Here is a 20762-nt window from a genome sequence, read left to right on the forward strand (position 1 = left end):
CCAGGGCATAGCGAAGGAGCGTTCCCATGTCATTACTGCACCATCTGGAACATGAGTTCGACAAGGTCAAGGTCCGCCTGCACGGGTTGGTCACGCGGCTGGAAATGTCCTGGAAGAAGCTCGTCAACGACCTGGAGCCCGAGGAGTTCCAGGCCATCGTCAAACTGCTGGAACGGGGGCACGACCAGGCCCGGCACGTCATCGAGCACGGCGACCTGCCGGACGACGAGCCGGCGGTGCCATGGGAGCTGTCCCATGGTCTGTCGATCCTGAAAATCGGCAACGCCACGCCGCTGCCGCAAACGGAGGACGAATTGCCGACCCGGGTGCTCAAGGACGGTACCTTGCTTGGTTGTCGCAAATGGGAACTGCTGGACCTGTTGTGGAGCGAGGCGTTGCTCAAGTGGATCGAGAACCTGCGGCACCACGCGCCGTTCGCGACCAATCCGGCACTGGTCAGGATGGACAGTGATGTAGTCTTGGCCATCGCCGGCGACTGGGGCACCGGGCCTTTCGACAGTCATGCCCCGGCAGTGGCGGTCGCCAACCAGATGCAACTGGCCCGGGCCGATTTCACCATTCACTTGGGGGATGTGTACTACGCCGGGACCCATTCCCAGGAAGACGTCGACATGGTCGGCTGGCCGCAGGGCAAGCACGGTTCGTTCACCCTCAACTCCAACCATGAGATGTACAGCGGCGCCCATGGCTATTTCAAGGAACTGGCCAAGCGCTTCCCGGTGCAGCAGGGCACCAGCTACTTTGCCTTGTACAACGACGACTGGCTGGTGGTGGGCCTCGACACGGCCTATGCCTCCGACGCGATGAACCTGTACATGGACGGCACCCTCAACGCGCAACAGATCGACTGGATGAAAAACCTGCCCAAGCGCAAGAAGCTGATGGTGCTCAGCCATCACCAGGGCTTCGATATTTCCGGGCACCACAAGACCACACTGTACCAGCCGGTGTGCGACGCCCTGGGCCGGGAGCCGGATTACTGGTATTGGGGGCACCTGCACAACGGTATCTGTTATGCCCCTCAAGGTGGGTTGCACGCCCGTTGCGCCGGGCACGGGGCGATTCCCTATGGCACTACCAGCGAGCTGAACGGCCATGCTCGGGTGTTGTGGTCGGAAACGAAGCTGGCCGGGGATGAGGTGTATCCGGAGCGGGTGTTGAACGGGTATGTGAAGGTGCGGCTGGTGGGGGAGAACATCGAAGAGACGTTTTATGGGGAGGATGGGTCGGTGCGCTGGTCTTCAGTGATTGGGTGAATGTGAGACCCAATCGCGAGCAGGCTCGCTCCCACATTCAACCGAGTTCCTTCTGAAGAGACTCAGTCAACTGTGGGAGCGAGCCTGCTCGCGAGCCTTTGCTTTTAGCCCTGGACCGGCACGCCCTTTAGGTACGGAGCCGGTTCGGCGCCGAGGTTGTTGAGCATGCGCTCACTGTACCAATCCACGAAGTTCACCACGCCGAACTCATAGGTCTTGGAGTACGGGCCTGGCTGGTAGGCGGTGGAGTTGATGCCGCGCTGGTTTTCTTCGGCCAGACGACGGTCCTGGTCGTTGGTGGCGTCCCAGACCTGGCGCATGCGCTCCACGTCGTAGTCCACGCCTTCGACCGCGTCCTTGTGAACCAGCCACTTGGTGGTGACCATGGTTTCCTGGGCGCTGATCGGCCACACGGTGAACACGATGATGTGGTCGCCCATGCAGTGGTTCCACGAGTGCGGCAGGTGCAGGATACGCATCGAGCCCAGGTCCGGGTTCTTGATGCGACCCATCAACTTGGCGCAGCCCTGCTTGCCGTCCAGGGTCATCGACACGGTGCCCTTGAGCAGCGGCATGCGCACGATACGGTTACGCAGGCCGAAACTCTTGTGGGCATAAGGGATCTTCTCGGCTTCCCAGGCAGCGGCGGATTCGGCTACGTGATCCTTGAAGGCCTGGTCGGCGCGCGGGTCGGTGACGTCGTCCCACTCCAGCAGGGTCTTGAGCAACTCCGGGTGCGAGCCGCCGCAGTGGTAGCACTCGCGGTTGTTCTCCAGCACCAGTTTCCAGTTGGCTTTTTCCATCAAGGTGGTTTGTACCGCCACCTTGGTGTTTTCCATGTCGTACGGTTCCATGTAGTGATTCAACGTAGACAGGAAATCGTCGATCGGTGGTGGGTTTTCCGCCAGGCTGATGAAGATGTAGCCGCCGGAAGTCTTCACATTCACCGGCTTGAGGCCGTACTGCTTCATGTCGAAGTCGGCACCCATTTCGGTACCGGCGAACAGCAGGCGACCGTCCAGTTCATAGGTCCACTGGTGGTAATGGCAGACCAGTTTGGCGACCTTGCCCTTGTCGCTGGTGCACAAGCGCGAACCGCGGTGGCGGCAGACGTTGTGGAAGGCATGCACCACGCCCTCGGCGCCGCGGATCACGATGATCGGGTTCTTGCCCACTTGCAGGGTCAGGTAGTTGCCCTTGGCCGGGATCTCGCAGGTCATGCCGGCGATCAACCACTCCTTCTGGAAGATCTCCTGCATGTCGATGTCGAACAGGCGCTCGTCGCTGTAGAACGGCTGCGGCAGCGAGAACGTGCGCTCGCGCTCCTGCAGCATCTGTGCGGTGGCCTTGCGTGCGGGTTCCAGCGGATCGCCCAGGCTCAGGGTGGTGGTCACGTCCATCGTTTTTATCCTCAAGGCCATCTGTGTGGCCGACGAAAAATGGCTAGTCGGTTGTGCGACGCAAGGCAGAAAACATTGTTTGTCTGTTGGAGCGAGTGTGGGGCCGCGCAGGGGCGGAACCTTATCCATGGGCGACATGGCCCAATCTGTTCCCGACGCGCAAGCCCCGGTGGTTGGGGGCTGGTCGCGATAAGTACGTGGATGTCGCGAATAGGTAAACGACGGTTCCGGCGCCTGCGCACAATCGCCACCATGAAGGCCGGTAGTCGGCCGTGGAGATCAGCATGTCCAATAATTTCCTGAACCCGGTCACCACCCAGACCTGGGCCAATGGCCGACATATCGTGCGTTGCGTCAAAGTCATCCAGGAAACCTGGGATGTGCGCACCTTTTGCTTCATGGCCGACCAGCCGATCATGTTCTTCTTCAAACCGGGGCAGTTCGTGACCCTGGAACTGGAGATCGAAGGCCAGCAGGTCATGCGCTCCTACACTATCTCCAGCTCGCCGTCGGTGCCCTACAGTTTTTCGGTGACCATCAAGCGCGTGCCGGGGGGCAAGGTGTCCAACTGGCTGCACGACACCCTGCATGAAGGCCAGGAACTGGCGGTGCACGGCCCGGTGGGGCTGTTCAATGCCATCGATTTTTCCGCCCCGAAAGTCCTCTACCTCAGCGGTGGCGTCGGGATCACGCCAGTCATGTCCATGGCGCGCTGGTACTACGACACCAACGGCAACGTCGACATGGTGTTCATCCACAGCGCCCGTTCGCCGAAGGACATCATCTACCACCGCGAACTGGAGCACATGGCGTCGCGGATCGACAACTTCAGCCTGCACCTGATCTGCGAGAAACATGGCCTGGGCGAGCCTTGGGCCGGTTACCGCGGTTACCTGAACCACAAGATGCTGGAATTGATGGCGCCGGACTTCCTCGAGCGCGAAGTGTTCTGCTGCGGCCCGACGCCGTACATGAACGCGGTCAAGCGCCTGCTGGAAGCCGCTGGTTTCGACATGAAGCGTTACCACGAGGAATCCTTCGGTGCCACGCCACCGGAAGCCCGTGCCGACGCAGTGGAGCAAGCCGAACAGGCTGCCGAGGCGCCGGAGGTCGATGCAGCGGACCTGCACCTGGTGGAGTTCACTTCCTCGGGCAAGAGCATTCGCGTGGCGCCGGGCGAAACCGTCCACGCCGCGGCCGCCAAGCTCGGCATGATGATTCCCAAGGCTTGCGGCATGGGCATCTGCGGCACGTGCAAAGTGTTGAAGCTGGGCGGGGAAGTGGAGATGGATCACAACGGTGGGATCACCGAGGACGACGAGGCCGAAGGTTACATCCTGTCGTGCTGCAGCGTGCCGAAGGGGGATGTGCGGATCGAGTTCTGATCGCCAGCCACCCCCTATGTGGCGAGGGGGCTTGCTCGCGCTGGGCCGGTCCGCGCCCGGGCGCAGCAGCTCCTTTACAAGTGCATGCGGTCCATCAGTGAGATTGCATCGTCAGGATTGCGACTGCTGTGCAGTCGAGCGGGAGCAAGCTCCCTCGCCACAGTAGAGCCTCTCCCGCCAGATTGCGGTCGCCTCAGACGCTCATCACTTCCCGGATATCCGCCGCCAATTCCCGCACCCGCGCCTCTTCGGTGTCCCACGAACACATGAAGCGTGCGCCGCCCTTGCCGATGAAGGTGTAGAAGCGCCAGCCGCGAGCGGTGAGGGCGGCGATGGCCGGCTCCGAGAGTTGCAGGAACACGCCGTTGGCCTGGACCGGGAACATCAGTTCCACACCGGGGATGTCGCTGACCAGCTGCGCCAGCAGTTGTGCGCAGTGGTTGGCGTGGCGGGCGTGCTTGAGCCAGGCGTCGTTCTGCAACAGGCCGACCCAAGGCGCGGACAGAAAGCGCATCTTGGAGGCCAGTTGCCCGGCCTGCTTGCAGCGATAGTCGAAGTCTTCGGCCAGGTCGTGGTTGAAGAACAGGATCGCCTCGCCCACCGCCATGCCATTTTTCGTACCACCAAAGCACAACACGTCGACGCCGGCCTTCCAGGTCAGGTCCGCCGGGGTGCAGCCGAGGAAAGCGCAGGCATTGGAAAACCGCGCGCCGTCCATGTGCAGGTTCAGCCCCAATTCCTTGCAGGTGAGGCTGATGGCGCGGATTTCATCCGGGGTGTAGACGCTGCCGACTTCGGTGGCCTGGGTCAGGGTCACGACCCGTGGCTTAGGGTAGTGAATATCCTGGCGCTTGAGGGCGACTTCGCGGATCGACTCGGGTGTCAGCTTGCCGTTCTCGGTGCGCGCCACCAGCAGCTTGGAACCGTTGGAGAAGAATTCCGGTGCGCCGCATTCGTCGGTTTCGACGTGGGCGGTTTCCGAGCAGATCACGCTGTGGTAACTCTGGCAGAGCGAGGACAGCGCCAGGGAGTTGGCCGCCGTGCCGTTGAACGCGAAGAACACTTCGCAGTCGGTTTCGAACAAGGCCCGGAAATCATCCGCCGCGCGGTGGGTCCACTCATCATCACCGTAGGCGCGTTGGTGGCCCTGGTTGGCTTCTTCCATGGCCGCCCAGGCTTCGGGACAAATGCCGGAATAGTTGTCACTGGCAAACTGTTGACTCTTGTCGGTCATGGCCTTGCTCCTTCAGTAGAGAGTCCTGGGTAAGAGATCCCTGGCGAGCTCCCGGGTGGGGAGTCCGTGGTTCGGCGTGTTTGAGTCCACAACGCCGTGTTCGATGCTGGTGCGCACTTTACCCAAGATTAGCGAGGGAACACACCGGATGTTTCTGTCAGGAAATCACAAAGTCATCGGGCCGTTTCGTCCATGAGCCGGCGTGACGGGGCGCTGGACCTGCTCAAGTGGCTGGCTCTGCTGGCGATGGTGCTCGATCATCTGCGATATGTCGGTTTCTCCGCCGATTGGCTGTACGTGCCGGGACGCCTGGCGTTTCCCTGGTTCTGCCTGGCGATGGCGGTCAACCTGGCGCGCAGCGGGACGAACGCTGGGCGCGGACGTTACTTGGGATGGTTGCTGTTATTCAGCGCCGTGAGCGAAATCCCTTACCGATTGTTCTTTCCCGAGCCCGCCACCTTCAATGTGATGCCGACCCTGGTCCTGGGTTTGCTGGTCGCCCTCGGTTGGCAGGTGCCGACGCTCCGTGCGCGGTGTCTGGCGGTGGTGGCGTTAATGTTGGCGGCGCTGTTCTCGGCGCGGCTGATGTTCGGCTTCTTCGGCGTGCTTCTGCCGCTGGCGATGCTGCTGGTGTTGCGTCGGCCCTGGTACCTGTTTTTATTGCCGGGGATTGTGTGCGTGGCGGCCAATCAATGGCGCGTTCTATATGGCGCCGCGTGGCTGGGGGACGCCGTGGCGTTGTGGGGCTTGCTGGTTTGTCTGTTGGCGCCAGGACTTGGGTTGGCGCTGTTGCGCCAGGCCGGTCGCGTTCAGCCGCCGGCGATGCGGCGTTGGGCTTATGCGCTTTATCCGGCGCATTTTCTGATTCTGCTTGCGGTTCGCCAGATCGCCGCGTAACCCCTTGTGGCGAGGGAGCGCACTCCCGCTGGGCTACGCAGTAGCCCCAGGGCCTGAGAATGCGATTTGTCAGATGCAACGTGTTTGCCGGTTTCACGCCTGCTGCGCAGTCGAGCGGGAGCAAGCTCCCTCGCCACAGTTACCCAGGCGCGTCTGTGCTTTTGAATGCATGTCGTAAACGCGCCTTTGCGTGGCGTCCATAGGCATTTGACTTGCCTGCGCCAGCCATACCATCGCATCCAAAGGGCACTGTCGAACCGGCGGTGCCTCACCAAGACAAAAAGGCGCAACGCCGCCGCTGGGAGAGACGCGATGTTCAGCAAGCAAGACCAGATCCAGGGTTACGATGATGCACTGCTGGCGGCGATGAACGCCGAAGAGCAACGCCAGGAAGATCACATCGAACTGATCGCGTCAGAGAACTACACCAGCAAGCGCGTGATGCAGGCCCAGGGCAGCGGCCTGACCAACAAATACGCCGAAGGCTATCCGGGCAAGCGCTACTACGGCGGCTGCGAGCACGTCGACAAAGTCGAGGCCCTGGCCATCGAACGCGCCAAGCAACTGTTCGGCGCCGACTACGCCAACGTCCAGCCGCACTCCGGTTCTTCGGCCAACAGCGCCGTATACCTGGCCCTGCTGCAAGCCGGCGACACCATCCTGGGCATGAGCCTGGCCCACGGCGGTCACTTGACCCACGGTGCCAAGGTGTCGTCCTCGGGCAAACTCTACAACGCGGTGCAGTACGGCATCGACACCACCACCGGCCTGATCGACTACGACGAAGTCGAGCGCCTGGCGGTCGAGCACAAGCCGAAAATGATCGTCGCCGGGTTCTCGGCCTACTCCAAGACCCTGGACTTCCCACGCTTCCGCCAGATCGCCGACAAGGTCGGTGCCCTGCTGTTCGTCGACATGGCCCACGTCGCCGGTCTGGTCGCCGCTGGTCTGTACCCGAACCCGCTGCCTTACGCCGACGTGGTCACCACCACCACCCACAAGACCCTGCGCGGTCCGCGTGGTGGCCTGATCCTCGCCAAGTCCAACGAAGAGATCGAGAAAAAGCTCAACGCCGCGGTATTCCCGGGCGCCCAGGGCGGCCCGCTGATGCATGTGATCGCCGGCAAGGCGGTGTGCTTCAAGGAAGCGTTGGAGCCTGGTTTCAAGGCCTACCAGCAGCAAGTGATCGAGAACGCCCAGGCCATGGCTGGCGTGTTCATCAAGCGCGGCTACGATGTAGTGTCCGGCGGCACCGATAACCACCTGTTCCTGGTCAGCCTGATCCGTCAGGGCCTGACCGGCAAGGACGCCGACGCCGCCCTGGGCCGCGCCCACATCACCGTGAACAAGAACGCCGTGCCGAACGATCCGCAGTCGCCGTTCGTGACCTCGGGCCTGCGCATCGGCACCCCGGCGGTGACCACTCGTGGCTTCAAGGTCAGCCAGTGCGTGACGCTGGCCGGCTGGATCTGCGACATCCTCGACAACCTCGGCGACGCCGATGTCGAGGCCAACGTTGCCCAGCAAGTAGCGGCCCTGTGCGCGGACTTCCCGGTTTATCGCTGAGTCGGTTTTGGAGTAAATGACTATGCAACGCTATTCGGGCTTCGGCCTCTTCAAACACTCTCTCAGCCATCACGAAAACTGGCAGCGGATGTGGCGCACGCCCACCCCGAAGAAAGTCTACGACGTGGTCATCGTCGGCGGTGGCGGGCACGGCCTGGCGACCGCCTACTACCTGGCCAAGGAGCACGGCATCACCAACGTGGCCGTGGTCGAGAAAGGCTGGCTGGGCGGCGGTAACACCGCCCGCAACACCACCATCGTGCGTTCCAACTACCTGTGGGACGAGTCGGCCCACCTGTACGAACACGCGATGAAGCTTTGGGAAGGCCTGTCCCAGGACCTGAACTACAACGTGATGTTCTCCCAGCGCGGTGTGTACAACCTGTGCCACACCCTGCAGGACATCCGTGATTCCGAGCGTCGGGTCAACGCCAACCGCCTCAACGGCGTGGACGGCGAACTGCTCAACGCCAAGCAAGTGGCCGACGAGATCCCCTACCTGGATTGCTCGAAAAACACTCGCTACCCGGTGATGGGCGCCACCGTCCAGCGTCGCGGCGGCGTGGCCCGTCACGATGCCGTGGCCTGGGGCTTTGCCCGTGCCGCCGATGCCCTCGGCGTGGACTTGATCCAGCAAACCGAAGTGATCGGTTTCCGCAAGGAAAACGGCGTGTGCATCGGGGTGGAAACCAACAAAGGCTTCATCGGCGCCAAGCGCGTCGGCGTGGTCACCGCCGGTAACTCGGGGCACATGGCCAAGCTGGCCGGCTTCCGCCTGCCGGTCGAATCCCACCCGCTGCAAGCGCTGGTGTCGGAGCCGATCAAGCCGATCATCGACAGCGTGATCATGTCCAACGCCGTGCACGGCTACATCAGCCAGTCCGACAAGGGCGACCTGGTGATCGGCGCCGGTATCGACGGCTGGGTCGGCTACGGCCAGCGCGGCTCGTACCCGGTGATCGAGCACACCATCCAGGCCATCGTCGAGATGTTCCCGGTGCTCTCGCGGGTGCGGATGAACCGGCAGTGGGGCGGCATCGTCGACACCACGCCGGACGCCTGCCCGATCATCTCCAAGACCCCGGTGCCGAACATGTTCTTCAACTGCGGTTGGGGCACCGGTGGCTTCAAGGCCACCCCGGGCTCGGGCAACGTGTTTGCCGCCAGCCTGGCCAAGGGTGAAATGCACCCTCTGGCCGCGCCGTTTTCCATCGACCGTTTCCACAACGGTGCATTGATCGACGAACACGGCGCTGCTGCCGTCGCCCACTAACAGGAGAAATCCCTATGTTGCACATCTTCTGTCCTCACTGCGGCGAACTGCGCTCCGAAGAGGAATTCCATTCGTCCGGCCAGGCGCACATTCCGCGCCCGCTGGATCCGAACGCCTGCACCGACGAGCAGTGGGGCGACTACATGTTTTTCCGCGACAACCCCCGCGGCCTGCACCACGAGCTGTGGATTCACGCCGCCGGTTGCCGCCAGTACTTCAACGCGACTCGCGACACCGTGACCTACGAGATTCTCGAAACCTACAAGATCGGCCAAAAGCCGCAATTCACCGACAAGGCTGACAGTCCGAAAGCGGCCGCACAGGCTCTGGGAGAGAAGGTATGAGCCAGATCAATCGCCTGTCCAACGGCGGACGGATCGACCGCAACAAAGCGCTGAGCTTCACCTTCAACGGCCAGACCTACAAAGGCTTCGAAGGCGACACCCTGGCCGCTGCCTTGTTGGCCAACGGCGTCGACATCATTGGTCGCAGCTTCAAGTATTCCCGTCCCCGCGGCATCTTCGCCGCCGGTGCCGAAGAGCCGAATGCGGTGCTGCAGATCGGCGCCACCGAAGCCACGCAGATCCCTAACGTGCGTGCCACACAGCAGGCGCTGTACCAAGGCCTGGTCGCCACCAGCACCAACGGCTGGCCGAACGTGAACAACGACATGATGGGCATTCTCGGCAAGGTCGGCGGCAAGCTGATGCCGCCGGGCTTCTACTACAAAACCTTCATGTACCCGCAATCGTTCTGGATGACGTACGAGAAGTACATCCGCAAGGCCGCGGGCCTGGGTCGCTCGCCGACCGAGAACGATCCGGACACCTACGACTACATGAACCGTCATTGCGACGTGCTGGTGGTCGGTGCAGGTCCTGCTGGCCTGGCCGCTGCACTGGCTGCTGGACGCAGCGGTGCGCGGGTGATCCTGGCGGACGAGCAGGAAGAGTTCGGCGGCAGCCTGCTCGATTCCCGCGAGAGCCTGGACGGCAAGCCTGCGGCTGAGTGGGTAGCGGCGGTGATTGCCGAACTGCGCTCGATGCCGGAAGTGGTGCTGCTGCCTCGCGCCACGGTGAATGGCTACCACGACCACAACTTCCTGACCATTCACGAACGCCTCACCGACCACCTCGGTGACCGTGCGCCGATCGGTCAGGTGCGCCAGCGCATCAACCGCGTCCGCGCCAAGCGCGTGGTGCTGGCGACCGGGGCCTGCGAGCGCCCGCTGGTCTACGGCAACAACGACGTGCCCGGCAACATGCTGGCCGGCGCGGTGTCCACCTATGTGCGTCGCTACGGCGTGGCACCGGGCAAGAAACTGGTGCTGAGCACAAACAACGACCACGCTTATCGCGTAGCGCTGGACTGGTTCGATGCCGGCCTGCAAGTGGTCGCGGTCGCCGATGCTCGCAGCAACCCACGGGGTGCGCTGGTGGAAGAGGCGCGTGCCAAGGGCATCCGCATCCTCACCGGCAGCGCCGTGATCGAGGCTCGTGGCAGCAAGCGCGTCACCGGTGCTCGGATCGCCGCCATTGATGTCAAGGCGCACAAAGTCACCAGCCCAGGCGAATGGCTGGACTGCGACCTGGTTGCCAGCTCCGGCGGCTACAGCCCGGTGGTCCACCTGGCGTCGCACCTGGGCGGCAAGCCGATCTGGCGTGAAGACATCCTCGGTTTCGTACCCGGCGAAGCACCGCAGAAGCGCGTGTGCGTCGGCGGTGTGAATGGCGTCTACAGCCTCGCCGATTCCCTCGCCGATGGTTTTGAAGGCGGCGTGCGCGCCGCCAGCGAAGCCGGTTTCAAAGCGGTGGAGGGCGTGTTGCCCAAAGCCCTGAGCCGTCACGAGGAACCGACCCTGGCGCTGTTCCAGGTGCCGCACGAAAAAGCGACCGCACGGGCGCCGAAGCAATTCGTCGACCTGCAGAACGACGTCACCGCTGCCGCCATCGAACTCGCCACCCGCGAAGGCTTCGAGTCGGTAGAGCACGTCAAGCGCTACACCGCACTGGGCTTCGGTACCGACCAGGGCAAACTGGGCAACGTCAACGGCCTGGCCATCGCGGCCCGTTCGCTGAACGTGAGCATCCCGCAGATGGGCACCACCATGTTCCGTCCGAACTACACGCCGGTGACCTTCGGCGCGGTGGCCGGCCGGCACTGCGGGCACATCTTCGAACCGGTTCGCTTCACCGCGCTGCACGCCTGGCACCTGAAGAACGGTGCCGAGTTCGAAGACGTCGGCCAGTGGAAACGCCCTTGGTATTTCCCACGGAACGGCGAAGACATGCACGCTGCGGTCAAGCGCGAATGCAAGGCCGTGCGTGACAGCGTCGGCCTGCTGGACGCCTCGACCCTGGGCAAAATCGACATCCAGGGCCCGGACGCCCGCGAGTTCCTCAACCGCATCTACACCAACGCCTGGACCAAGCTCGACGTGGGCAAGGCGCGCTATGGCCTGATGTGCAAGGAAGACGGCATGGTGTTCGACGACGGCGTGACTGCCTGCGTCGGCGACAACCACTTCATCATGACCACCACCACCGGCGGTGCGGCCCGCGTGCTGCAATGGCTGGAGATCTACCAGCAGACCGAATGGCCGGACCTGAAGGTGTACTTCACCTCGGTCACCGACCACTGGGCGACCATGACCCTGTCGGGCCCCAACAGCCGCAAGCTGTTGAGCGAAGTCACCGACATCGACCTGGACAGGGACGGCTTCCCGTTCATGACCTGGAAGGAAGGGCTGGTGGGCGGCGTGCCGGCGCGGGTGTTCCGCATCTCGTTCACCGGTGAGCTGTCGTACGAAATCAACGTACAGGCCGACTACGCCATGGGCGTGCTCGAACAGATCGTCGAGGCCGGCAAGAAGTACAACCTGACCCCGTACGGCACCGAGACCATGCACGTACTGCGGGCCGAGAAGGGCTTCATCATCGTCGGCCAGGACACCGACGGCTCGATGACCCCGGACGACTTGAACATGGGCTGGTGCGTGGGTCGTACCAAGCCGTTCTCGTGGATCGGCTGGCGTGGCATGAACCGCGAGGATTGCGTGCGCGAGGACCGCAAGCAACTGGTAGGCCTCAAGCCGATCGACCCGAATGTCTGGCTGCCGGAAGGTGCGCAACTGGTCTTCAACCCCAAGCAGTCGATCCCGATGACCATGGTCGGTCACGTGACCTCCAGCTACGCGCACAACTCCCTGGGCTATTCGTTTGCCATGGGTGTGGTCAAGGGCGGTCTGAAGCGCATCGGCGAGCGGGTGTTCTCGCCGCAAGCCGACGGCAGCGTGATCGAGGCAGAGATTGTTTCTTCGGTGTTCTTCGATCCGAAGGGGGATCGGCAGAATATCTGATGACCGTCAGATTCTGTGGAGGCAGGGCTGCCGCATTCGCGAGCAAGCCCGCTCCCACAGGATCGAAGGGGTTGAAGAAATTTAGGCCAGGCATCAATCCAATGTGGGAGCGGGCTTGCTCGCGAAGACGGCAGCACAGTCACTACAAGGGTTGAGCCCAGCGCACTACTGAATTCAAGACAGGTGCTATATGACAGCAGCCAATGTTTACCAACAACGCCCGACCACCGGGGCCAAAGCCGAGTCGTCGCTGCACCATGCCGACCTCGCCAGCCTGGTGGGCAAGGGTCGCAAGAACGCCGGCGTGACCGTGCGCGAGAAGAAACTCCTGGGCCATTTGACCATTCGTGGCGATGGTCACGACGCCGCATTCGCCGCTGGCGTGCACAAGGCCCTGGGCATCGAGTTGCCGGGCGCGCTGAGCATCATCGTCAAGGGCGAAACCAGCCTGCAATGGATGGGCCCGGATGAATGGCTGCTGGTGGTGCCGACCGGTGAAGAGTTCGCCGCCGAGCAGAAACTGCGCGAAGCCCTGGGCGGCCTCCACATCCAGATCGTCAACGTCAGCGGCGGCCAGCAGATTCTCGAACTGTCCGGCCCGAACGTGCGCGACGTGCTGATGAAATCCACCAGCTACGACGTCCATCCAAGCAATTTTCCGGTGGGCAAGGCCGTGGGCACGGTGTTCGCCAAGTCGCAACTGGTGATCCGTCATACCGCCGAAGACACCTGGGAACTGCTGATCCGCCGCAGCTTCTCCGATTACTGGTGGCTGTGGTTGCAGGATGCGGCGGCTGAGTATGGGTTGAGTGTTCAGGCTTAACGCAGTGCTCGAATGCTTTTGTGGCGAGGGAGCTTGCTCCCGCTCGGCTGCGTAGCAGTCGTAAAGCCTGAGCCCGCGTTCCTGATAAGGGCGCGGTTGCTGACATTGGGGTTGCTGCGCAACCCAGCGGGAGCAAGCTCCCTCGCCACAGGGTTTCTCTGTCGCACCGAAAATTTGAACAGGAGTCACCGAATGAGCCGCGCCCCGGATACATGGATCTTGACTGCCGACTGCCCCAGCGTGCTCGGCACGGTGGACGCGGTGACCCGCTTTCTGTTCGAGCAGGGCTGCTACGTCACCGAGCACCACTCTTTCGACGACCGACTCTCGGGGCGTTTCTTCATTCGTGTGGAATTCCGCCAGCCTGACGGTTTCGTCGAGCAGGCTTTCCGCGCCGGCCTGGCCGAGCGTGCCGAAGCCTTTGGCATGGTCTTCGAACTGACCCCGCCCAACTACCGGCCGAAAGTGGTGATCATGGTCTCCAAGGCCGATCACTGCCTCAATGACTTGCTCTACCGCCAGCGCATCGGCCAGTTGTCCATGGACGTGGTAGCGGTGGTTTCCAACCATCCGGACCTCAAGCCGTTGGCCGACTGGCACCAGATTCCCTACTACCATTTCCCCCTGGATCCGAACGACAAGCCGGCCCAGGAGCGGCAGGTGTGGCAGGTCATCGAAGAAACCGGCGCCGAACTGGTGATCCTCGCCCGCTACATGCAGGTGTTGTCGCCGGAGCTGTGCCGCAAGCTCGACGGCAAGGCCATCAACATCCACCACTCCCTGCTGCCGGGCTTCAAGGGCGCCAAGCCGTATCACCAGGCCTACAACAAAGGTGTGAAGCTGGTTGGCGCGACGGCGCACTACATCAACAACGACCTGGACGAAGGCCCGATCATCGCCCAGGGCGTGGAAGTGGTGGATCACAGCCATTACCCCGAAGACCTGATCGCCAAGGGACGGGATATCGAAGGACTGACGCTGGCCAGGGCGGTGGGGTATCACATTGAACGGCGGGTGTTCCTCAACGCCAATCGCACGGTCGTTCTTTAGACCGACATCGCGAGCAGGCTCGCTCCCACAGGATTTGTGTCGGTATACAAATATTAGTTACACCAAAAACCATGTGGGAGCGGGCTTGCTCGCGATGAGGCCCTTACAGACAACAAAGAAACAAAGACACAAGCACTAACCCGAGCAATCAACGCGCTGCCTGCCTGGGCAACGCAGTTCCATAAAAACAACAGCGAGGTGAAAGCATGTCCGGTAATCGTGGTGTCGTGTATCTCGGCCAAGGCAAGGTTGAAGTACAGAAAATCGACTATCCAAAAATGCAGGACCCGCGTGGCAGGAAGATCGAGCACGGCGTCATCCTGCGCGTGGTATCCACCAACATCTGCGGCTCCGACCAGCACATGGTGCGCGGCCGCACCACCGCCCAGACCGGCCTGGTCCTGGGCCATGAAATCACCGGTGAAGTGATCGAGAAGGGCAGCGATGTCGAGAACCTGAAAATCGGTGACCTGGTATCGGTGCCGTTCAACGTGGCATGCGGGCGCTGCCGTTCCTGCAAGGAGCAACACACCGGCGTTTGCCTGACCGTCAACCCGGCGCGTGCCGGCGGTGCCTACGGCTACGTCGACATGGGCGACTGGACTGGCGGCCAGGCCGAATACGTGCTGGTGCCGTATGCCGACTTCAACCTGCTGAAACTGCCGAACCGTGACAAGGCCATGGAGAAAATCCGTGACCTGACCTGCCTCTCCGACATCCTGCCGACCGGCTACCACGGTGCCGTCACCGCGGGCGTCGGCCCAGGCAGCACCGTGTACATCGCCGGTGCCGGCCCGGTTGGCCTGGCGGCCGCTGCTTCGGCGCGCCTGCTGGGCGCGGCGGTGGTCATCGTCGGTGACGTCAACCCGGTGCGCCTGGCCCACGCCAAGGCCCAGGGCTTCGAAATCGCCGACCTGTCCAAGGACACCCCGCTGCACGAGCAGATCGCCGATCTGCTGGGCGAGCCGGAAGTCGATTGCGCCGTCGATGCCGTGGGCTTCGAAGCCCGTGGTCACGGCCATGAAGGCGTCAAGCACGAAGCCCCGGCCACCGTGCTCAACTCCCTGATGCAAGTGACCCGCGTCGCCGGCAAGATCGGTATCCCCGGCCTGTACGTGACCGAAGACCCGGGCGCCGTCGACGCTGCCGCCAAGATCGGTGCCCTGAGCATCCGCTTCGGCCTGGGCTGGGCCAAATCCCACAGCTTTCACACCGGCCAGACCCCGGTGATGAAGTACAACCGTGCGCTGATGCAAGCGATCATGTGGGACCGGATCAACATTGCTGAAATCGTGGGTGTGCAGGTGATCAGCCTGGATGACGCACCGAAGGGGTACGGCGAGTTTGATGCGGGTGTGCCGAAGAAGTTTGTGATTGATCCGCATAAGATGTTTAGTGCGGCGTAGCGTTGAACCAGGAGAGTGGAGAGGGCGCTTAGCGTTGTCCTCTCTGCCTCCACCATTCCACCTCAAGGCCATTCCTAATAACTGCTTGGGCTCTTTCATAGCGTTTTAGCCCAATTGCGTTAATCAGCCTTTTTGTCTTCATCTTCATTACTTCCTCATCGGGTGAGACGGTGAGAGGCTGTGGAGTGCTTCCCGAACGGCGGTAGGGTTGCAGTTGCTCATAGTGGGGCTCACCCATACCCCTTGGTTCAGGCATTGACCAGTCGGTATGAAGCCTTGCATTAGCAGGCGGTGCTGGCAAAGGTCGGTACTGCAGATCCGCAGGGTCGTGTATGTTGCTTGCGGCGGTTGGACTTCCTGATTGGACTGACCTGGAAGACTGCGAGACAACAGACCCGTTGGAAGATTGATACAGTGGATTTTTTGCTACAGAGTTGATCGCTTGTTTTGAAGAGGTCAGAGAATGGTCTAGGAATACATGTTCGCGAAGTGAACTTGTCGAACCCGCAATGGTGGCTTGACGTCTTAGAGTAGGCTTCGCGACGTGGGTCGTAGCAAAATTCCTAGGGCTTCTACGATTAAAAAAATTTAATAGACCTCTCCATAGGCTAGGAAAGTGTCCGGTAGTGTCAGTCCAGTTTATAGGGTCTCCGGCACAATACGCGTATGCATTCAATCCGCCCTTTCCAAACGGACTCATCGAATCCGGACTATTAAAGCGCATGAGCGCAGTGTTAAACGCCCGATAACCATTGCCCAACAAATAATGCCCCGTCACTGGATCCTGCCGTTCACCGTTGAAACCGAGCAGGCTGAGTAGACCGCTTTCCGGAACGCGGTGACCATATGGCGTGTAGGCGAGGGGATGCATCTGCTTGTTGAGCGCATGCAGTACCGACCGCTGTTGGTCGGTCGCAAGCAGTGTGGTTTTGACGGCACCGTTCTGCTGCTGTTGTTGGGCCAGGACTAGATCGCCTTGCTGGAAAATCGAACGGTGCGCCGATCCTTGAATTTCGGTGGATAGGCGTTCCTTCAGGTAGAACCGCCGGGAACCGGTCTGGGCGGTTGGCGTGCAGGCGACCAGCCGATCCAGAGGGTCGTAGCAGTATTGGCAGAGTACATTTTCGCGTTCGACCGGCATGCCAGATGAGTTCGTCACGATGTCGCTCCTGCGCCCTACTCAACATCGATACTCTGGTCAATCGACCACAGGTCGTGCCGGACTTTTGTCATAGCGTCCGCTGCTCCGGGACAGGCCCAAACCTCGATGTCGTCCAGGTGTAAAAAGAAAGGTTTGACGTAAGGCGAGGAGTGCAGTCGGAACTCCACATGAACGAGCGTCGGAGCGACGCCTTCCGGTGCGACAAACGCGAGGCCTCCTGCACTCCACCTATCAGGTATAGATCCAATGAACCAGCGCTTGCCATATTGAAGAATGGTGCACGAGGCGCTGCAAGGATTGCTTGTCTTCAAAGAATAAGAAACCGTTATTGGCGTGCCAGGTTTCACCGCGATTTGTTGGACGAGCCTTGAGCGCTCGGTCAAATGCGCTTGCCCCTCGACGATAGTTATCTCCCCGTCGTAGTCCCACCCCTCAAGCCCATTATCGAAGCTGCCATTGTGCAGTAGCTGTACCGGTTGGCACTCGGTTTCGTCAAAATAGAACTCCACATCATCGACATCATAAGCGCCTTGTGACGTGAAGATCAGGTCGATGGAGCCTGCGTTGTCGACCGTGAAATCGACTTCGTATGGGCCTGTCCGATTGATGCTGCAATAGCCGTTCCCTACCGAAAGCCTGACTCCGCCGATGCCGTAGTACGAAGAAATATTAAACAATAATTTGACGGTGCCTGGCGCATTTAGCCTAACGGTCTGCCTCAGGTTGCCATTAGGCGCGAACCTTGCGCGACCGCCTGCCCATGTAACACTGGTAGCGTTCCAGCCTTCAAGACCGGTTTCAAATGTACCGTTGTTAATTAGATTTTCGCGATGTCTGTCCACCTGCTTATCCATAAATTTACTCCTTGCATCTGCAGGGTTATTTTAAGTTTCCCGAGTCGTATTATTCTGGCGTGACTCTCGTCGCCTGCATGCCTTTCTCGCTCCGCTCTACTTCAAAAGACACTGCTTGTCGTTCTTTCAAGGTTTTATAACCCTCGCCGGAAATCGCGGAATAATGAACGAACAGTTCTTCGCCGCCCTTGCCGCAGGTAATAAATCCATAGCCTTTTGCATCGTTAAACCATTTAACGGTGCCTTTGATTCGGTCGTTCATTGTTATTGTCCTAAGCCCGAATGAATAGAGGCGCAGGGAGCCGCGTCGCTCGTTCGCCTTGTTTCCGCTGACACAGTTCGAGCTTAAAGTCGGTCTGAACAGCTGCCTACTGTCAGAGCTGACAGTAGGCAATGCCGAAAGGAAATAACCGCTGGCGGATGATATTCAGATGATTGTCACGAAGCGGTCATGCCTTGGGCTTGGGCCTGCAATCGTCGGCCGATCACGTCCAGTACGTCGCAGCCATCGCGCAGCGGAATTGCCAGCAACAGGGCGAAGTCCTGGAGGACAATGGCGTCGGAGCCAATCTCCTCGCGGAAGGCGATGTTTTCCAGCAGTGGATGGCGGCGCGGATGCGGTAGGTGGCGGTTTCGTGGGGGACGTCGAGGGACGCTTGGGTGCCGATGAGCGGGGTGGCCGCGGTATGCAAGTTGGCGAACCGGAAAACCATGGAACCGGCAGACCCGAAGGCTTCCCGCGCACCACTGCCATTCAGCAGTTCTGCGGGTGCAAAAGCCCGTGTCAACCACGGCTTCTGAGCAATAGTCTAATGAGTCGCCAAACCCGAGTCGTCATGTGGACGACGGAGAAACTAAAGGTATCGCGTTATGGAAGGAGCAAGGCTCGTCATTGCGGGGATTTACCAAGTAGTTGCGGTAATTCTGGTCCGTGCTGATCGACCGCCGTCGTGGCGAGGGAGCTTGCTCCCGCTGGGGTGCGAAGCAGCCCTAGCTTTTCAGACCCCAGGGGCGAGCGCTGCGCACTCGAGCGCGAGCAAGCTCGCTCGCCACGGTCAGTCGCGTGCAGTTGCGGTCCTGACGCGCTCGCAGAACTCGGGGTAGAAGCCCCGGGTGTTCGGGTTGCGACATTCGGCTTTTAGCTGGGTCAGCGCGGCGGCGTTGAATGTCAGCCTGCGGGGCTGGCTGGCGAAGGTGGTGTATCCGTCTCGCTGGGTCTTGATGGCATCGAACCCTCGCATGTCGTAAACCAGCTCCACATCGTCGTCGGCCAGCCGTCGGGCCTGGACCGTCACGTGGGTGTATTGCTTGCCCCCCGGCGCATTATTCAGCGCCGCCAGGCCGTGGCCGACGATGCGCAGCAGGTCCGCCACCCAGGCGTCGTCGCTTTCCGGAGGGACACCGGGACGGTAGCGCACCGTCAGCGTTTGCGGGTCATTGCGGATGACGTCGGTCAGGGCCGGGTCGTAGCGCTTGATGCGGTGTTCAATGGTCAACCAGGTCTTTTGTTCGTCGCTGGTGCCGTCGGCCACTTCAGGATTGAGCGGGCCACGCTGGCATTCGCTGACGCCTAGGGCAACGAGCATGCCCGTGAGGATGACCGCGAGGGTCGCTCCACCGATTTTTATGTTCATAAGTAAAACTCGCGGGGGGAGCCGCACGGTACGGTAATTCCGCCAGCACGAACAAGAGCTCGATCAGGGATGTTCAATAACTTACGTTGAAATACTCCGCGTCCATTAGTCGACACGCCTGAGTACTTGCGCTTTTGCAACGATTGTCGGACCACAGGGAATAGCTGGGCTCCAGTACTTGCGGATGATCCCGCTTCAGATTGATCTGGCCATACTTGCACGTGATCGTCGCGCTGGATGACGGTGCAGCCTCGTGGAGCTCGTATTCGGCGCCTTCGAATTTCAGCGACAGCGGGTCGACCACAGCCACGAGGCTCTCGCTCTTCCATTCACGATTTTCGAGCGCATCGACAAAATAAACGTCTTCCAGGGATTCAACGTTCCTGTGCAGCTCGGAGGCGACGGGACACACTATCTCACCGGCTTGAACGTGACCGATGAACAGCATCATGAAACTCACCCCTCCCGCCAGTACATTGTTCATCTGCCAGCCTCCATGGCCTATTAGATTGCCGCGGCTATGACCGGGCAGGCCACTGTCAATGTTGGCAGTGATTTATGTCAATTTTGAACTATGAGGGAATATTGGAAATTTTTTTGGTGATCATTGATCGCTGTTGTTTCTGGTGAATCAGACGTTTCCGGCATAGCCGAAGGAGTTTTCCGTAGACATCGTCTGGCATGGCGGAACAATCGCTTTACGGTCCAGTCCTACGGAGGGTTCAAGCAGCCCACCCTGGGCGTTCTTTTCAGATGTCCGAGGATGCGTCTCCTATGAAGGTTTCACGCGGTTTTGCCCTGTCTTGCCTGCTGTCATTCGCGGCAAGCCCGGCCTTCGCTCAGTTCAGTCTCGATGACGCGGCCAACGTGCTGTCGGCGATGCAGGGCAATCAGAGCGAACAAGGGAAAGGGGCAGTGGCGGCAGCGCCGAAAGCCGCCGGATTGCTCAATACCCTCGGTTCGGAACTCAAGATCACTCCGGAACAGGCCATAGGCGGCGCCGGGGCAATGCTAGGGCTGGCGAAGAATCGGCTCAGCGAGCCGCAGTTTTCCGAGTTGAGCAGAAGCGTGCCGGGCCTTGATCAGATTGCCAGTAACAACGCCATTGGTGGGCTTGATGGGTTGGGTGGTTTGCTGGGTGGTGGGTCGGACAAGAACGCCTTGCTCGACGGTTTGCTCGGTAATGTCGAGGACACTCAAGACCTGAATAATGCTTTCAGTGCGCTGGGCATGGACGGCAGTATGATCGCGCAGTTTGCTCCGGTGATTCTTGAATATCTTGGGCAGCAGGGGGTGGGGAGTTCGTTGCTGCAGAACCTTGGGGGGATTTGGGGTACGGGGGCGGGTGTTTGACGACGGTGGCGCCATCGGAAATCCGCCACGGGACTATCAGAATCTAAAGCTGTGTCGATGGTTTTCGATCAGATAGCCGCCTGCTGCATT

At 60.9% G+C, this 20762-nt stretch carries 18 protein-coding genes and 1 pseudogene; 11 read left to right on the top strand and 8 right to left on the bottom strand.

The genetic code is table 11. The features are described from left to right. The first annotated feature begins 26 nt into the window (after positions 1-26). Positions 27-1277, top strand: coding sequence for a metallophosphoesterase (locus ACLEJR_RS24520; protein ID WP_440817142.1), 1251 nt, complete (start codon positions 27-29; stop codon positions 1275-1277). A gap of 104 nt (positions 1278-1381) precedes the next feature. Here ACLEJR_RS24520 and gbcA read toward each other — a convergent pair whose 3' ends face one another. Continuing rightward, positions 1382-2677, bottom strand: a complete 1296-nt coding sequence (gbcA, locus tag ACLEJR_RS24525; protein ID WP_440796289.1) for a glycine-betaine demethylase subunit GbcA — start codon at positions 2675-2677, stop codon at positions 1382-1384. Positions 2678-2961: 284 nt separating this feature from the next. On the opposite strand from gbcA, the gene gbcB reads away from it, so the two are divergent. Continuing rightward, positions 2962-4062 carry a glycine-betaine demethylase subunit GbcB gene (gbcB, locus tag ACLEJR_RS24530; RefSeq protein ID WP_072430865.1) on the top strand — a complete coding sequence of 367 codons (1101 nt, stop codon included), beginning with the start codon at positions 2962-2964 and terminating at the stop codon, positions 4060-4062. A gap of 193 nt (positions 4063-4255) precedes the next feature. On the opposite strand, the gene ACLEJR_RS24535 is transcribed toward gbcB, so the two are convergent. Beyond that, positions 4256-5296: a threonine aldolase family protein gene (locus ACLEJR_RS24535; protein ID WP_440796292.1), complete on the bottom strand. Its 1041-nt coding sequence runs from the start codon at positions 5294-5296 to the stop codon at positions 4256-4258. Positions 5297-5488: 192 nt separating this feature from the next. Between ACLEJR_RS24535 and ACLEJR_RS24540 the strand changes: the two genes are divergently transcribed. The 8 genes from ACLEJR_RS24540 to fdhA all read left to right on the top strand — a co-directional run bounded on the left by ACLEJR_RS24540 (position 5489) and on the right by fdhA (position 15669). Next, positions 5489-6193, top strand: a complete 705-nt coding sequence (locus ACLEJR_RS24540) for a TraX family protein (RefSeq protein WP_440817144.1) — start codon at positions 5489-5491, stop codon at positions 6191-6193. A 312-nt stretch (positions 6194-6505) separates the two neighbouring features. Beyond that, entirely contained in the window at positions 6506-7759 is a 1254-nt protein-coding gene (glyA, locus tag ACLEJR_RS24545) for a serine hydroxymethyltransferase (RefSeq protein WP_024779447.1), read from the top strand. A 22-nt stretch (positions 7760-7781) separates the two neighbouring features. After that, on the top strand, positions 7782-9032 hold the full coding sequence (locus tag ACLEJR_RS24550) for a sarcosine oxidase subunit beta family protein (RefSeq protein ID WP_047702349.1): 1251 nt from the start codon (positions 7782-7784) through the stop codon (positions 9030-9032). Positions 9033-9046: 14 nt separating this feature from the next. Further along, positions 9047-9376 (top strand): sarcosine oxidase subunit delta, encoded by a 330-nt coding sequence (locus ACLEJR_RS24555; RefSeq protein ID WP_440796294.1) that lies wholly within the window; start codon positions 9047-9049, stop codon positions 9374-9376. After that, a complete protein-coding gene (locus ACLEJR_RS24560; RefSeq protein WP_440796295.1) occupies positions 9373-12390 on the top strand; it encodes a sarcosine oxidase subunit alpha in 3018 nt (1005 codons plus the stop codon). Before ACLEJR_RS24555 ends, ACLEJR_RS24560 begins: the two co-directional genes overlap by 4 nt. 190 nt (positions 12391-12580) lie before the next feature. After that, the gene (locus ACLEJR_RS24565) at positions 12581-13213 is read left to right on the top strand and encodes a sarcosine oxidase subunit gamma (protein ID WP_440796297.1); all 633 of its coding nucleotides are present in this window, start codon (positions 12581-12583) and stop codon (positions 13211-13213) included. A gap of 192 nt (positions 13214-13405) precedes the next feature. Then, complete coding sequence (gene purU, locus ACLEJR_RS24570) at positions 13406-14263, top strand: formyltetrahydrofolate deformylase (RefSeq protein WP_440817147.1); 858 nt, start codon at positions 13406-13408, stop codon at positions 14261-14263. Between the two features lie 206 nt (positions 14264-14469). Further along, entirely contained in the window at positions 14470-15669 is a 1200-nt protein-coding gene (gene fdhA / locus ACLEJR_RS24575) for a formaldehyde dehydrogenase, glutathione-independent (protein ID WP_053151494.1), read from the top strand. A gap of 28 nt (positions 15670-15697) precedes the next feature. Here the strand turns inward: fdhA and ACLEJR_RS24580 are convergent, their stop codons facing one another. The 6 genes and pseudogenes from ACLEJR_RS24580 to ACLEJR_RS24605 all read right to left on the bottom strand — a co-directional run bounded on the left by ACLEJR_RS24580 (position 15698) and on the right by ACLEJR_RS24605 (position 19803). Next, positions 15698-16828, bottom strand: coding sequence for an RHS repeat-associated core domain-containing protein (locus tag ACLEJR_RS24580; RefSeq protein WP_440817150.1), 1131 nt, complete (start codon positions 16826-16828; stop codon positions 15698-15700). Positions 16829-16845: 17 nt separating this feature from the next. After that, a complete protein-coding gene (locus ACLEJR_RS24585) occupies positions 16846-17685 on the bottom strand; it encodes a hypothetical protein (protein ID WP_440817152.1) in 840 nt (279 codons plus the stop codon). Positions 17686-17734: 49 nt separating this feature from the next. Further along, positions 17735-17947, bottom strand: coding sequence for a cold-shock protein (locus tag ACLEJR_RS24590; RefSeq protein WP_440796302.1), 213 nt, complete (start codon positions 17945-17947; stop codon positions 17735-17737). A gap of 176 nt (positions 17948-18123) precedes the next feature. Next, a pseudogene (locus ACLEJR_RS24595) lies at positions 18124-18398 on the bottom strand (hypothetical protein). Between the two features lie 342 nt (positions 18399-18740). Then, entirely contained in the window at positions 18741-19319 is a 579-nt protein-coding gene (locus tag ACLEJR_RS24600) for a hypothetical protein (protein WP_440817155.1), read from the bottom strand. A gap of 73 nt (positions 19320-19392) precedes the next feature. Beyond that, on the bottom strand, positions 19393-19803 hold the full coding sequence (locus ACLEJR_RS24605) for a DUF3757 domain-containing protein (RefSeq protein WP_440817157.1): 411 nt from the start codon (positions 19801-19803) through the stop codon (positions 19393-19395). Positions 19804-20093: 290 nt separating this feature from the next. On the opposite strand from ACLEJR_RS24605, the gene ACLEJR_RS24610 reads away from it, so the two are divergent. Beyond that, a complete protein-coding gene (locus ACLEJR_RS24610; RefSeq protein WP_440817159.1) occupies positions 20094-20672 on the top strand; it encodes a DUF2780 domain-containing protein in 579 nt (192 codons plus the stop codon). Positions 20673-20762: the final 90 nt, after the last annotated feature.

The sequence above is a fragment of the Pseudomonas sp. SMN5 genome, from assembly GCF_052041925.1.
Lineage (GTDB): Bacteria > Pseudomonadota > Gammaproteobacteria > Pseudomonadales > Pseudomonadaceae > Aquipseudomonas.

Excerpts from the sequence above, each read along its gene's own strand:
- ACLEJR_RS24605 (WP_440817157.1), bottom strand. The coding sequence starts at position 19,803 with ATGAACAATGTACTGGCGGGAGGGGTGAGTTTCATGATGCTGTTCATC.
- ACLEJR_RS24540 (WP_440817144.1), top strand. The coding sequence starts at position 5,489 with ATGAGCCGGCGTGACGGGGCGCTGGACCTGCTCAAGTGGCTGGCTCTG.
- ACLEJR_RS24590 (WP_440796302.1), bottom strand. The coding sequence starts at position 17,947 with ATGAACGACCGAATCAAAGGCACCGTTAAATGGTTTAACGATGCAAAA.
- gbcB (WP_072430865.1), top strand. The coding sequence starts at position 2,962 with ATGTCCAATAATTTCCTGAACCCGGTCACCACCCAGACCTGGGCCAAT.
- ACLEJR_RS24560 (WP_440796295.1), top strand. The coding sequence starts at position 9,373 with ATGAGCCAGATCAATCGCCTGTCCAACGGCGGACGGATCGACCGCAAC.
- ACLEJR_RS24600 (WP_440817155.1), bottom strand. The coding sequence starts at position 19,319 with ATGAACATAAAAATCGGTGGAGCGACCCTCGCGGTCATCCTCACGGGC.
- ACLEJR_RS24550 (WP_047702349.1), top strand. The coding sequence starts at position 7,782 with ATGCAACGCTATTCGGGCTTCGGCCTCTTCAAACACTCTCTCAGCCAT.
- gbcA (WP_440796289.1), bottom strand. The coding sequence starts at position 2,677 with ATGGACGTGACCACCACCCTGAGCCTGGGCGATCCGCTGGAACCCGCA.
- ACLEJR_RS24585 (WP_440817152.1), bottom strand. The coding sequence starts at position 17,685 with ATGGATAAGCAGGTGGACAGACATCGCGAAAATCTAATTAACAACGGT.
- ACLEJR_RS24520 (WP_440817142.1), top strand. The coding sequence starts at position 27 with ATGTCATTACTGCACCATCTGGAACATGAGTTCGACAAGGTCAAGGTC.
- ACLEJR_RS24555 (WP_440796294.1), top strand. The coding sequence starts at position 9,047 with ATGTTGCACATCTTCTGTCCTCACTGCGGCGAACTGCGCTCCGAAGAG.
- ACLEJR_RS24535 (WP_440796292.1), bottom strand. The coding sequence starts at position 5,296 with ATGACCGACAAGAGTCAACAGTTTGCCAGTGACAACTATTCCGGCATT.
- fdhA (WP_053151494.1), top strand. The coding sequence starts at position 14,470 with ATGTCCGGTAATCGTGGTGTCGTGTATCTCGGCCAAGGCAAGGTTGAA.
- glyA (WP_024779447.1), top strand. The coding sequence starts at position 6,506 with ATGTTCAGCAAGCAAGACCAGATCCAGGGTTACGATGATGCACTGCTG.
- ACLEJR_RS24610 (WP_440817159.1), top strand. The coding sequence starts at position 20,094 with ATGAAGGTTTCACGCGGTTTTGCCCTGTCTTGCCTGCTGTCATTCGCG.
- ACLEJR_RS24565 (WP_440796297.1), top strand. The coding sequence starts at position 12,581 with ATGACAGCAGCCAATGTTTACCAACAACGCCCGACCACCGGGGCCAAA.
- purU (WP_440817147.1), top strand. The coding sequence starts at position 13,406 with ATGAGCCGCGCCCCGGATACATGGATCTTGACTGCCGACTGCCCCAGC.